This window comes from Paenibacillus xylanilyticus (assembly GCF_047246825.1).
Classification (GTDB): Bacteria; Bacillota; Bacilli; order Paenibacillales; family Paenibacillaceae; genus Paenibacillus; species Paenibacillus xylanilyticus_B.
This window is the reverse complement of sequence record NZ_JBFOLB010000003.1, coordinates 277,224-291,166: the sequence shown is the minus strand read 5'-3', so window position 1 is coordinate 291,166 and position 13,943 is coordinate 277,224. Positions and strand designations below refer to the sequence as shown.

At 51.7% G+C, this 13,943-nt stretch carries 11 protein-coding genes and 1 riboswitch; all 11 genes read left to right on the top strand.

Annotation, left to right across the window (positions count from 1 at the left end; translation table 11 throughout):
• The first annotated feature begins 73 nt into the window (after positions 1-73).
• The 11 genes from AB3N00_RS20655 to cbiE all read left to right on the top strand — a co-directional run bounded on the left by AB3N00_RS20655 (position 74) and on the right by cbiE (position 13,912).
• The gene (locus tag AB3N00_RS20655; RefSeq protein WP_413036271.1) at positions 74-1,657 is read left to right on the top strand and encodes a spore germination protein; all 1,584 of its coding nucleotides are present in this window, start codon (positions 74-76) and stop codon (positions 1,655-1,657) included.
• A gap of 4 nt (positions 1,658-1,661) precedes the next feature.
• Positions 1,662-2,861, top strand: a complete 1,200-nt coding sequence (locus tag AB3N00_RS20650) for a Ger(x)C family spore germination protein (RefSeq protein ID WP_413036270.1) — start codon at positions 1,662-1,664, stop codon at positions 2,859-2,861.
• Complete coding sequence (locus AB3N00_RS20645; RefSeq protein WP_413036269.1) at positions 2,854-3,075, top strand: hypothetical protein; 222 nt, start codon at positions 2,854-2,856, stop codon at positions 3,073-3,075. The genes AB3N00_RS20650 and AB3N00_RS20645 overlap by 8 nt, the downstream gene beginning before the upstream one ends.
• A 52-nt stretch (positions 3,076-3,127) precedes the next feature.
• Complete coding sequence (locus AB3N00_RS20640) at positions 3,128-4,330, top strand: GerAB/ArcD/ProY family transporter (RefSeq protein WP_413036268.1); 1,203 nt, start codon at positions 3,128-3,130, stop codon at positions 4,328-4,330.
• A 132-nt stretch (positions 4,331-4,462) separates the two neighbouring features.
• Entirely contained in the window at positions 4,463-5,287 is an 825-nt protein-coding gene (locus AB3N00_RS20635; protein WP_413036267.1) for a uroporphyrinogen-III synthase, read from the top strand.
• Between the two features lie 197 nt (positions 5,288-5,484).
• Positions 5,485-5,675, top strand: a riboswitch (cobalamin riboswitch).
• 381 nt (positions 5,676-6,056) lie between these two features.
• Positions 6,057-7,922 carry a precorrin-3B C(17)-methyltransferase gene (gene cobJ / locus AB3N00_RS20630; protein ID WP_413036266.1) on the top strand — a complete coding sequence of 622 codons (1,866 nt, stop codon included), beginning with the start codon at positions 6,057-6,059 and terminating at the stop codon, positions 7,920-7,922.
• Between the two features lie 207 nt (positions 7,923-8,129).
• Positions 8,130-9,347 carry a sirohydrochlorin chelatase gene (locus tag AB3N00_RS20625; RefSeq protein ID WP_413036265.1) on the top strand — a complete coding sequence of 406 codons (1,218 nt, stop codon included), beginning with the start codon at positions 8,130-8,132 and terminating at the stop codon, positions 9,345-9,347.
• A complete protein-coding gene (cobK, locus tag AB3N00_RS20620) occupies positions 9,344-10,114 on the top strand; it encodes a precorrin-6A reductase (RefSeq protein ID WP_413036264.1) in 771 nt (256 codons plus the stop codon). The genes AB3N00_RS20625 and cobK overlap by 4 nt, the downstream gene beginning before the upstream one ends.
• 68 nt (positions 10,115-10,182) lie before the next feature.
• Entirely contained in the window at positions 10,183-10,830 is a 648-nt protein-coding gene (locus AB3N00_RS20615; RefSeq protein ID WP_413036263.1) for a precorrin-8X methylmutase, read from the top strand.
• Positions 10,831-11,532: 702 nt separating this feature from the next.
• On the top strand, positions 11,533-12,669 hold the full coding sequence (locus AB3N00_RS20610) for a cobalt-precorrin-5B (C(1))-methyltransferase (protein WP_413036262.1): 1,137 nt from the start codon (positions 11,533-11,535) through the stop codon (positions 12,667-12,669).
• Positions 12,632-13,912, top strand: a complete 1,281-nt coding sequence (gene cbiE / locus AB3N00_RS20605; RefSeq protein ID WP_413036261.1) for a precorrin-6y C5,15-methyltransferase (decarboxylating) subunit CbiE — start codon at positions 12,632-12,634, stop codon at positions 13,910-13,912. Before AB3N00_RS20610 ends, cbiE begins: the two co-directional genes overlap by 38 nt.
• The last annotated feature ends 31 nt before the right edge of the window (positions 13,913-13,943 follow it).

Here is a 13,943-nt window from a genome sequence, read left to right as displayed (position 1 = left end):
CAAATTGCCCACATAATTCCCGTTCATCTGGCACAAGCTACCTTGTATAAAAACAAGAGCGGAGGGACGGTATATGGCCGATAGGAAAACAGGGAAAGAAGCTTCCCCAGCATCAGTAGAAAAAAAGCACATACCCTTGGGGCTGCCGTCTCCGCCCATATTAAAGCAACCCATCGGACTGACGCATGAGAGCCACATGCTCGCGCTCGAAGACATCTTCTCGGACAGTTCGGATGTGGTTTTCCGCAATGTCATGATCTCACCGGAAGTGCAGGGACTTCTGGTGTATATTGAAGGGATCGTGAATTCGGCTGATATCCAGGATCACATGCTGCGTCCATTAATTCGGGGGCTGATCGAGCAGCGTACCGATGAACCCGACGTGCCGATTGATGACACCCGAATTGCACTTACTCAGGTCAAAAAGGTAGATTCATGGGCTGCCGCTGCAGACGGCGTGCTGGAATCCTCGGCATTGCTGCTGATTAATGGAAGCCGGGAGGCCTGGCTCTTTAATGTCAAGGGCGGCGTACGGCGGGGAGTAGAGGAACCCCAAACCGAATCCGTTATCCGGGGTCCTCGTGAAGGGTTTACTGAAACTTTGCGTGTGAACACGGCGCTGATTCGATTCAAGTTGAAGACTTCTTCACTCAAGATGCTGAGCATGACCATCGGGACAGAGACCAAAACCAGTGTCGTGCTAACCTATCTGGATGACATTGCGGATCCCAAGCTGATCAAGGATGTCAAAAAACGCCTGAACAAGATCAAAATTGATGGGGTTCTAGAAACGGGATATATTGAGGAATTGATCGAAGATCATCCGTATTCCCCATTTCCACAGATGCATTATACCGAACGCCCAGATACGCTGGTTGGTAATCTGCTGGAAGGCCGTTTTGCCATTCTTGTGGATGGCAGCCCCTTTGCACTGATTGGTCCGGTCACGATGTGGCAAATGCTGCAGGCCAGCGAGGATTATTATGAACGGTTTTTTATCAGCAATCTGGTACGATGGATCCGATTTTTGTTTGTGGCTATCGCATTGTTTTTGCCAGCACTTTATATCGCGATTACAACCTTCCACCAGGATATGCTGCCTACAACGCTGATTCTGAGTATTGCCGGGGCCAGGGAGGCTATCCCGTTTCCAGCACTGGTGGAAGCTCTTATTATGGAACTGTCATTTGAGGCGTTGCGTGAAGCGGGGGTCAGGCTGCCCAAAACGGTGGGTCAGGCTGTCAGTATCCTCGGGGCGCTCGTGATCGGACAGGCAGCGGTACAGGCCGGGATTGTATCAGCACCGATGGTTATTATCGTGTCGATGACAGGTATTGCGTCTTTCACCATCCCGCGCTTTAACTTTGCCATTACGGTTCGTTTACTGCGGTTTCCGATTATGCTCCTCGCTGGCATGCTTGGACTATATGGCATTGTCGTTGGACTGGTATTGATCTCCGTACATCTTACTCAGATGACTTCCTTTGGCGTACCGTATCTGTCTGGTTTAAGTCCTTATAGCAAGACGGATACCAAGGATATTGTGATTCGTGCACCATGGTGGAAAATGATCAATCGTCCTTCCACAGTGCATCGGGATCAGAAGCGGATGAATGCCAAGATCAACGGTTCGCCAGAAGCTGAGGAGGGGTGGTAAGCTCATGCATTTCATGCATAAGTATCGCACAGTGGTGCTGCTGTTCCTGTGTACCCTTCTGCTATCAGGCTGTTGGGATCGTGAGGAAATTAATGATATTGCCTTTGTAATCGGTATTGCCGTTGACAAGGAAAATCAGGATTACAGAACAAGTATGCAAATTGCTCTTCCTGGTCAATCCGGTGCCGCTGGAAGTGAAGGAGGCGGGGGAGGTACAAGTGGGGATAAATCGTGGTTCATGCTGTCCAATACAGCCAAAACCTTTCGCGGTACCTCGCTTGAAGGGCAAAAGGCCCTGTCTCGGAGGATTTACTATGCTCATCGCCGCACGTTGCTTATTGGGGAGGACCTGGCAAGAGAAGGCATTGCCCCGATGCTGGATCTAATAACAAGGTATCCGTTAAACCGTCTGTCTGCCATGCCTGTAGTCACCAAGGGAGAAGCATATAAGGTCCTGGATGCTGACGCACCGATTGAAAAATTCCCCTCTGAAATGGTTAGGGAGTTATGCTTCCTGAATATGCGGAATCCACGTTCGCTCAAGCTTTTTATCGATTCCATTCTCTCCGATGGCATAGATCCCTTTCTCCCTGTTGCGTCTATTACGAATAACGTACCGAAGGAGTGGAAGGACGTCAAAACGAACATTAAGTTGGACGGACTGGCCATTTTCAAAAAAGACAAGCTGGTGGGAATGATCGAAAAGGCTCCCGCGGATGCCCTTATTTTGGCCATGGGTGAAGCCAATACGCCAGAAGTGCTGATCGACGCTCCAAGGGGTGAAGGGAACCTGTTCATCAAGCTTAATGAAAACAATTCATCTTATCGTCCACATATCCGCAATGGCAAGGTGAGCGTAACCATTCAGTTATACGCCAAGGGAATTTTGGTTGATAACGAATCCAACTATGGGGATTTGCGAGAAGGTGAAATTCAAAGTCTTAATGAGGCCATTCATAAAAAAGTGAAAGATGACATTGAAGAAGGGGTCAGGTTGATCCAGAAAAAGTATAATGCCGATATTTTGGGATTGGGCCGTTCCATTCGTCAGCAAATGCCGAAAGAATGGGGCAAGATTAAGGACCGTTGGTATGACATTTATCCCAATATGGAGGTTGTGGTAGAGCCCCATATTATTATTGAAAATGTAGGGATCACCAACAAGCCGATTGGATTGACGGAGGAGGAGATCATCCATGATTAAGCCGCTGATGTTTACTTACCTGGCTATGGTCATCGCAGTCATCGTTATGGACTTTAAGCACCTGAGGCAGGGAGCGGCGATTAATAGATGGTTATCCTACGGGCTGATTGCATGCAGCCTCGGGATTTGGATTCATGTGACCTATTTGAGCAAAACCTTCTTTATCACAGTATGGCTTACGCATTGGATACAACGATTGTTACCGCTGCCGTAGATGTTTCGAAATATCATAATCTTCAGTTAAACAGATAGAAAGGAGGTATGCGATGAATCAGGGGGTAACCAATCGTCAGCTGGTGCTGCTCGTGATGCTGCTCAGTATTACAGGCACTTTGATTCAGCCTCATGCACAGGCCATCTACCATGCCGAACAGCATGCCTATTTATCCTATATCCCTTTGTTTCTGGTGATGACGTGTTCAATGTGGATGCTAAATCGTGTTCAGCAGCGATTCTCCAATCAGGACTTGTTTGAGTCTCTCGTTGAGCGTCATCCTTTTATGGGACGTGTAATAGGGCTGCTGTATATCTTGTTTTTTCTCTTTGTATTTGCCCGCGATATCCGGTTAATAGGTGACTACGTAAGTATTACATTGCTGGAGACTACCCCGATTTCGATCATTGTGTTGTCCCTTTTGGTCATGGCTGTTTTTATTGTAAGGGGAGGTCTTGGATCATTAATTGGAATGTCCGAGTTGTATGTAACCTTGTTCATTCTGATTTCCTTAGTTGTGCCGTTTATGCTTGTTCAGCAAGTTGATCTTGCTAATCTGATGCCGTATTTTTACATCGATGTTGCAGATGTTGGCAAGGGAAGCTGGTACCTATTCTCCTTTTTTGGAGAGATGATTGCATTGCCTTTTGTAGTTAAGGGCAGTGATTTTCGTTTCAAATCCGTCTTGTGGGGAATTACAATTTCAACCTTGTTGTTGATTCTGGTTTTGATCGAGACCATAACATCGATTGGTGTGCCCGTCGCGTCCAGATTGGTATACCCTTCCTATGAGCTTGCAAGGCAGCTGCAGATCAGTGATTTTCTCGACCGGTTTGATCTGGCATTGGCAGCAGCGACTCTACCTGCGATGATTACCAAGATTGCATTTGATCTGTATTTTGTCTGTTGGGGACTGAAACGGATGATCCCCAAGGTATCTGGAAAGATCATGACTGGACCTGTAGCCTTGGTGGGGTTTGTGTGTGCTTTCTGGTTTTTCAAAAATGCAATCCAGCTGTTCCGCTTTACACGGGAATGGACATGGATCGCCATTCTGTTTGAGGTGTTGTTCCCCATTATTCTCTTTGTGTTTCTTCGTCCGCGCCGAGAGGAAACAGATTCTTCCCGCCAAGGAGATAAGCAGCGGAAAACAGAACATAAGCATCAGGATCAGGAGAAGAAAAATGCCGACTCCGATGAAGAAGGCAAAACCAAACGAGATGACATGCAGGGTGGCGAGCTTCAGCCTTCCTGATCATTATCATAAAAAAACGTTATAGAAGAACGGGTCAAATGACGTGAAACGAGGTTTCCCTCCATGAAACTAGCCTGTATACTGTAGTCAGACGGATGAACGTTCGGCTGAACGAACTGGGGGGAAACAAGAATGGCTCAACATTTGGCGGGTATACGTGTAGCGCTGACGGGACCGCGTAAATCGAAGGAAATGGCATTACTGATAGAGAAAATGGGCGGCATTCCACTCGTGCGACCTGCACAGGGCACGGTATTCCTGGACGATCGGAACATACGTGATGGTCTCGTATCCTTAATCTCGGATCCACCGGACTGGGCAGTGTTAACCACAGGGATGGGGCTTGATGCCATTTTTGAAATGGCAGAGGATATGGACATTGCCGGAGAACTGCTGGATGTCCTGGCCGAAGCTTCCATTGCGGCAAGGGGATACAAAACGGTGAATGCACTTCGCAAGCGTAAGCTCTCTCCACTGGTCAGGGATGATGATGGCAGTACGGACGGGCTGATCCGCGAATTTGCACCACATGACCTTGCAGGCAAAAAAGTCATGCTTCAACTTCATGGGGAGACTGCGCCGAAGCTGGTTGATTGGCTGGAAGAACAGGGTGCGCACGTACGACAGGTTTTACCTTATCGCCATGTGCCGCCGGAAGAGGCTGAACTGGAACTGCTTCTGAATGAGATTGTGCAGCATGAGGTGGATGCGGTAGCTTTTACGAGCGGTCCCCAGGTACGTTTTTTGGCAGCATATGCAGCTTCCCAGGGCAAGCTTAATCAGATGCAGCAGGCTTTTCGTGAAGGTGTGATTCCGGCTTCTGTCGGCAAGGTGACGGCTAATGCCATGCGTGAAGAAGGCATTGAGGCACTTGTTGTGCCGGAGGAAGAAAAAATGGGAGCGCTCATCGTAGAACTTGGACGACATATTGCTGCAACCCATGCAGATAAGGCCTGAGAAGTCTATCCGAACATCGTTCTTGTAAGAACCTGGTCGTATTGAAAATGAGGGTTGCTCACAAGAATATCGTATATAAGGTTCTGATCCTTTTATGGATCAGGACCTTTTTCTGTTTTGTCTGAAATTAGGAGAATGGACAAACATCATAAGCATGGACATTTTTTCCTGAGCGGTGTTATGATGAAACCAATATTATTCATGAAAACAAGCAAGGTGCTCTTGCGTGAAGCAAGAGGTAACAGGGAATCGGGTGCAAATCCCGAGCGGTCCCGCCACTGTAATGGGGAAGCCCTTTTCATCCAAGTCACTCGGTATATCCGGGGAAGACAGAAAAGGAAGCTGATGATCCAGAGCCAGGAGACCTACCTTGCATGTGTCACCGAACCCTTCGCGGAAAGGAGTGGTGTACGAAGAATCAGGAAACGGGCGAACAATCGGTTCGCCTGGCAGGCCTTTTGCGGCCATGCAGCCACAGACCCTCCTCTGTAAGGGCCGTGGACTGTCTTCTTGAGTGTACGTACATGCGTATCCCATCCGATATAAGGATGGGATTTTTTTGTTTGTTTTAAGAAGAACGTTATGGAATCGAAGTAAAGAACATGCCGCGCAGAAGAAGGTCGGCCAAGCCGTCCTTTTTCACTGTTTGAATCAGTTTGGATGAAGAAGGGTGGACGATGCCATCAAGCCGAACTGCGGGCTGGTGAAATGTATAGATGATTTTGATCTGCTAAGACGCTGGACTGGATACGGAGGAGGAGGAGAAGTAATGCAAAACCAAGGGAAGCTGCTGATTATCGGATTTGGCCCGGGTGCGATGGAGCATATCACCACAAGGGCATTGGAAGCACTGCGGGAGAGCGAGGTCATCATCGGTTATAACACTTACGTTGATCTGATTAGGCCGCTCCTGGACGGACAGGAGATTGTTCGGACAGGCATGACCGAAGAGGTAAGCCGGGCACAGGAAGCGGTCAGACAGGCGGAGATGGGCAAAATAGTGGCTGTAATCTCCAGTGGTGATGCCGGGGTGTACGGTATGGCCGGACTTGTGTATGAAGTACTGATGGAGCAGGGCTGGAAGCCGGATAGTGGTGTTGGCGTTGAAGTCATTCCGGGCGTATCCGCCATTCAATCCTGTGCCTCACTGCTGGGTGCACCCGTGATGCATGATGCATGTACGATCAGTTTGAGTGACCACCTCACGCCATGGGACACGATTATTCGGCGAGTTGAAGCAGCTGCAGCGGCTGATTTTGTCATTGCTCTGTACAACCCTCGCAGTGGACGCCGCACACGCCAGATCGTGGAAACCCAGGAGATGCTGCTGCGTTACCGCGATCCGCAGACACCGGTTGGGCTCGTAAAAAGTGCTTACCGTGAACGTCAGGATGTCGTGATGACCACACTGGAAGACATGCTGAATCACGATATCGGCATGCTGACGACCGTGATTATTGGTAACTCCTCGACCATGATGTACGAAGGACTCATGGTCACACCGCGCGGGTATCAGCGGAAATACACGCTGAATACCGCGGAACAGTCGCTCAGACCGCATGAGCGACTGCGCACGGAAGCCGAGCCATGGTCGCTCGGCGCCATGGAAGCCCGCTCTGCTGCCTCCGGCGAGGCAGCAGACTCGGGCCCGGTCCGCGCTGCGCAAGGCAGTGCGGACACGGCTTCGCAAGGGCAGCCGCGTGCAGACGCGCCTGCGGCAAGCCCGGCACGCAGCGGTGGCACTGCGGTGCTTGCCGCCGAGCGGCCCGCGGCGGTAGACCCCGCACCGCGTGCAGCCGCAGTGGCGCCGCGCGCAGATGCAGCTTCGCTGGCTGCCGAGGCACTGACGCGGCTTGCGGCAGGCGGCAAGCTCGCCGGCGAAGCAGCCAGCCGATGGTTGGATGCGGCAGCACCGGGCTCGTTAGCCGGGACACCGCAGCAGGCTATGGCAGCAGCGGTACGCACGGCACCCGAGCCGGGACGCAAAGCGCCGCTGTTCGAGGTTGGCGTCTCGCCTGGCGTCGGCAACAAGAAGTTTACCGCAGCCCAGATGGCGCTGCTGGCGCAGTGTGCGAGTGAAGAAGGCGAGCTGGAATACACGCCGGAACATCAGATTATTTTGCGAGTGCCGACCTTTGAGCCGGATCAACTGGTAGAGGAGCTCCGCGCAGCGAACTTCATCGTGGTTCCGATCGGTGATGTCATCAAGGTGAAGGCTTGCGACTTCTGCAATATGGAGAAGGACGATGCTGTACCGATGGCCAATCATTTGCAGGCCGTTATTGGCGGGCTTGGTGCGCCGAAAGAAACCAGTGTGGCCCTAAATGGCTGCGGCATGGCGTGTTACGGTGCCGTGCTGGAGGATATCGGAATTGTCTACCGCAAAGGCGGGTACGATCTCTTCCTTGGCGGCAAAAAGTTTGGACGAAATGCTCACCCTGCCCAGCCGGTAGCTGAGGGTATTCCAGGAGATCAGATTGGCGGGATTGTGGAGCGGATCGTGGCGGAGTACAAGGAAAAGGGACATCCGAACGAGCGATTCCACAAATTTTTCAAACGCGTTGGGGTAATTCAGGGTTTCCGTCACGTAGATGCACCCGTAACCGTGGAAGTAAACCCGGTATGTGGTGACTAGTAGTCGTGTCATCGTCTGATGAAGCAGTCGTTTTTGACGACAGATGCCTATGATATTGGCGGTAGTTGCAATGCACTTTTTTCATATAGTTCGAAATGATTGGGTAACGAAGTTGTCTTCCGTGGAAGGCGCGTTTACCGAGCAAGCGCAATATAAAATGATGAGATGCCTGGTCTGTGGATCAGGCGGGGGAGGAAGAAATCAGAGATGAATGCCATTTTGCTGGTGGGACACGGCAGTCGTGATCCTGAGGGAAACCGGGAGTTGATGGAGTTTGCACGTGCAGTAGCGGAGAAATCCCCGGAGAATACCGTGGTGGAGACCTGCTTTTTGGAGTTAACAAGACCGAGCATTGCCGAAGGGGTTACCGCTTGTGTGGATAAAGGGGCAACACGTGTCGTATTGGTGCCGATCATTCTGTTTGCTGCAGGCCATGCCAAAATTGATATACCTAATGCGATTGACCGGGCCAAGGCGCGTTATCCGCAGGTGGAATTTGTGTACGGACGTCCGATTGGCGTGCATGAGAAAGTGGTTCAAATTATGCAGACCCGTCTGCAGGAGGCTCAACCTGTCCTTGTTGCCGCAGCTCATGGCGGCACAGCAGTGGCGGCTCCGCCCGCACCTGTCACGGATGAAGAGACAGCAGTGCTGGTCCTTGGCCGGGGAAGCAGTGACCCGGATGCCAATAGTGACTTTTTCAAAATGACCCGGATGCTGTGGGAGAAACTGCCGTATAAATGGGCTGAAAGCAGCTTTATTGGTGTGACCCAGCCTTCGTTCCCAGATGGATTGCAGCGCTGTTTGCTGCTTGGTGCGAAGAAGATTATCATCATGCCTTATTTCCTGTTCACCGGTGTGCTGATTAAACGTATTGATGAAATGACAGCAGAGTTTGCTGCTGCACATCCCGACATTCAGGTCGAGATTGGCGGATATTTTGGATTCCATCCGCAATTGGTGGAACTGGTGTTGGAACGGGCGAATGAAGGTTTGCATGGACGGGTAGCGGCCAACTGTGACAACTGCCAATTCAGACTTGAGGCTGCCAAACATCACCACCATCACCATGATCACGATCACGGACATGGTCACGATCATGATCACCACCACGATCATCACCATCATGATCACGCACATGATCACAGCCATGACCATCACGATCACACACATGATCATAGTCATGACCACCATCACCATGAGCATGATCACCATGTTCACGACCATAGCCACGAACACGAGCATGTGGTGAGCAGCCGGGAAACATCGCTCGATTTCCATCATGATCACGAAGACGAGCAGCATTCGCACCATGAACCTGAAGTTACGTTAAATGATCATGATGAAGAGGGAAACGGTAAAGAAAATACCTCCCCAGATCATGCTCAGATTGCAGCAGCATCGGAGCAGGTGAATCGCCCATGATCTTTATGTTATGTGGTACCAGTGATGCGCGCGAGCTTGCACTGCAGATTCAGCAGCAGGGGACGGACGTACTTACTTCGGTTGTAACTGATAGTGCGGCGAATAGTCTGAACGAAGCTGGATTATCTGTTCGTACGGGCAGACTCACTGTGGAAGCCATGGTCGAACTTGTACGTGAGAAGGAAAGCCGTGCCATTGTGGATGCAAGTCATCCCTTCGCTGAGGAGGCCCATGCCAACGCCATGGAGGCAGCACGACAGGCAGGAATTCCGTATATCCGCTATGAGCGGACAGGACTGGCATATGATGATCATCCATTGCTTCATGTCGTGTCTTCCTATGATGAGGCAGCGCTTAAGGCGAAAGAGCTTAAAGGTTCTGTCATGCTGACGACAGGCAGCAAGACGCTGCAAATGTTCACCAAGCACCTGCTCGGTGATCCGGATATTCGTCTCGTTGCCCGCATGCTTCCGCGTCTCGACAATATGGAGAAATGCGGAGAACTGGGTGTTGAACAGCGCAATATTATTGCAATGCAGGGACCCTTTTCCCGTGAAATGAACGAAGCGTTGTACAAGCATTATGCCACCACTGTTATGGTTACCAAGGAAAGCGGCAAGACCGGGGCTGTGGATGAGAAAATCCAATCTGCTCTGGAGCTTGGCATTCATGTCGTGCTGATTTCCCGTCCGGAGGCTGAATTCGGAACGGTGTTTGACCATTTTGAAGGCGTAATCTCCGAGTTGAAGCGTGTATTGGTGCAGTAGAACACCCGAATAGTCCAAATTTGGATAAACCATTTTTGAATCACATTACATTGAAGGAGTGAGTGCATATGGATTTCAAAACGGAATTTAAACCTCTGACCGTACAGCCTCAGGAAATTGAGGGGAAAAGCTTCGAGATGATTACCGAGGAGCTGGGGGAGCATCCCTTTACGGATGAGCAATACCCTGTTGTACAACGTGTGATTCATGCCTCGGCTGACTTCGAACTGGGCCGCAGCATGGTGTTCCATCCAGATGCCATTCAAGCTGGAATTGCAGCGCTTCGCGCCGGCCAATCCGTCATTGCCGATGTACAGATGATCCAGGCTGGCGTCAGCAAGGATCGTATTCGCAGTCTCGGCGGAGACGTTCACGTCCACATTTCCGATCCGGATGTGATGGAGGAAGCGAAGCGGTTGAATACAACACGGGCGATCATCTCGACTCGCAAAGCAACCCAAATGTATGAGGGTGGAATTTATGCGATCGGTAACGCTCCGACAGCACTGCTGGAGCTGATTCGTCTGGTGAAGGAAGGGGAGGCCAAGCCAGGCTTGATTATCGGAATGCCTGTTGGATTCGTATCCGCAGCAGAATCCAAAGACGAGCTGCGCAAGCTGGACATCCCGTTTATCACAAACATCGGCCGCAAAGGCGGCAGTACCATCGTGGTAGCTGCCCTGAACGCTATCTCCCTGATGGCAGTTAAGGCTTAGTTAAGTAAACGACCACAGGTTATTGGAGAGCGCTAACAAACCCTATAGATCTTATATCACGGATGTTCATCATTTTCACATTCTAACGAACCGGAGTAACGCTATTCCGGTAAAAAACGCTAAAAAGTGTTGGAAACATCGTCTTTTTAAGGAAATAACGTCGCTATGATTCGTTACTATTTTTGTTTGTGGAATTTGGCTCCAATAGCGACTCCTAGGTTCGTTACAATGTATCATCCTGGGCGCGTGACTGAAACGGAGTTAATGTTTGAGCTCGGTTCACGGTGCATAAGGTGGTTAAATCCCCAAGCATCGCCCACTTGCAAAAATGAATAGCAGACTGCACAAACACAAAACTGCGTAACTACATTCCATGCCATCTCTTAGTGGCATGGAATGATCAGTTACCCATAAGGACCTCAGGGCATTGTTTAGTCCTTTAAGTTGGGGTTGCTTGGATAACGAAGTGGGCAAAGATGCGGGGAGTAGCGGAGGGGACGGAATCGATTCTGAAGAAGCGAAGCGGTCGCGTTTGTCTCCATATTTCTCCCTTTATAAGAGGGAATCAAAGAAATCTGGAGACAACAGCGATCGAAAGAACGATCCGTACCCGTAGCGGCAACCCGGAATCCTAGCCCACGCAGTGATCAAAGTGTGACCATAACATTTAATGCGATAAGAAAGGACGGGAGGTCAAATACCATGAAAAGCGGAGAAAAAACCGATCCGGACAAACCGATGCGTTCGGGCTTCACAACAGGAGCGTGTGCAACGGCAGTTGCCAAAGGGGCAACCCAACTCCTGCTAACAGGGATAACTCCGGCGCAGTCTGTTGTGTCGCTGCCCGCAGGCTTTGACCACTCGTTCGAACTGATCGAGCAGGAACTGACGGATGGCGTAGCCACCTGTGCCACGATTAAGGATGCCGGCGATGACCCGGACGCTACACATCTGGCGAAGATTATCGCGCATGTTTCCTGGCGGGACGAGCCTGGCATTGACCTGGATGGCGGCATCGGCGTAGGCCGTGTCACAAAGCCTGGTCTGCCTGTGCCTGTCGGCGAAGCGGCCATTAATCCCGTCCCGCGGCGCATGATTACCGAGGCCGTCACCCAGGTACTTGCCGAACACGGTACAGCGAGAGGGGTACGCGTCGTGATCAGCGTGCCGGACGGCGAAGAGATAGCCAAGAAGACACTGAATTCCCGTCTAGGCATTCTGGGCGGCATCTCCATTTTGGGTACACGCGGCGTGGTCGTTCCGTTTTCGACCTCTGCCTACAGAGCGAGTGTGGTACAAGCTATTTCCGTTGCTCAGGCATCCGGCTGTGACCATATTGTGCTGACAACGGGTGGCAGCAGCGAAAAATACGCCATGAAGATGATGCCCGAGCTGCCAGAGGAAGCTTTTATTCAGATGGGTGACTTTGTCGGGTTCGCCATCAAACACGGTAAACGACTGGGCATGAAACGCATCAGTCTGGTCGGTATGCCAGGGAAATTTGCCAAAGTGGCTCAAGGCGTCATGATGGTGCACTCCAAGAGTGCGCCGGTAGATTTTGGATTCCTTGCGTCCGTGGCCCGCGAGACCGGAGCCGGAGATGAGCTGGCGCAAGCGATCGAGGAAGCCAACACGGCGACTCAGGTGGCGGATATGATGACCGAGGCGGGGTACTTGCCCTATTTTGAAAAGCTGTGTACATACGCCTGTCAGCACTGTTTGGAACATGCGGGAGGCGGCATAACGGTGGAAGTGGTATTGGTGACGATGAAAGGAATGGAACTGGGGAGGGCGGAAATCAGTGAACTCGAAGACAGCAATTGGAGCAAAGAATCGTAACATCCGCATCATTGGCGTAGGCGAGGAGGGCGCGGCAGGACTTACGGCAGACAGCCTGAATCTCATTCAGGAGGCTGATGTGCTCGTGGGAGGCGAACGTCAGCTGCAATACTTCCCGGCATTTGCGGGGGAGAAGTTAGCGATCAAGAGCGGTTTAAGCGATCTGGTTGTGAAAATAAAAGCGTTGCAGGCCACACACAACGTCGTTGTGCTTGCCTCGGGAGACCCGCTGTTCTACGGCATTGCCGGGTATCTGGCGCGCAAATTAGGCCCGGATCAACTGGAGATTCGGCCTAATCTCAGTTCGCTGCAGCTGGCATTCGCCCAGCTTGGCGAGAGCTGGCACGATGCCGTGCTCGAGAGCGTGCACGGACGCCCACTCAAGGGCCTCGCACAGCGCATTGATGGCAGAGCCAAGATTGCGCTGCTCACGGACGAACACAACAGTCCCGCTGCGATCGCGGCCTATCTGCAACAGTTCGGCATGACCGAGTATGATGCCTACGTTGCCGAGAACCTCGGCGGGGCAGACGAACGTGCCCGCCATTACACCCTGGACGAGCTGGCGGAAGCGGAATGCAGCCCGCTGAACGTCGTTATTTTGCTGCGCCGCAAGGATGCTCCTGCGCCCCGCCGGGGATTCGGTTTTGCGGACGATGAATTCCATCAGCGCAAACCGGAGAAAGGCCTGATCACCAAACGTGAAGTGCGCGCATTCAGCCTGTCTGAGCTGCGGCTCGCGGAGGACAGCATCGTGTGGGACATCGGCGCAGGCTCCGGATCGGTGGCAGTGGAATGCACGAGGCTGGCGCCACGAGGCCAAGTATTTGCCATCGAGAAAAATGAAGGTGACCTCGTGAATATCGAGGCCAACCGGGTGAAATTCCGGACGGACTTCACCGTCCTTCATGCCAAAGCACCAGCAGGGCTGGACGAACTGCCCGATCCGGATGCGGTGTTCATTGGCGGCAGCGGTGGCGAGCTTGCCCAGCTGATCGCCCTGTGTGCGTCCCGGTTACGACCGGAGGGACGCATCGTGGTCAATGCAGCGACCATCGAGACGCTGCATGACACCATGAAGGCCATGCGCGACGCGGGCCTGATTGCCTCCGTGACGTTACTCCAGACGGCGCGAAGCAAGCCGATCCTGAACATGACCCGTTTTGACGGACTGAATCCGATCTACGTGATCACAGGTCAGCATGCAGCGATAGAGCAGACGGAAGATGGGATGGCAGAATGATTTTCATGGACAGGACAAGGGGGAAAACAAC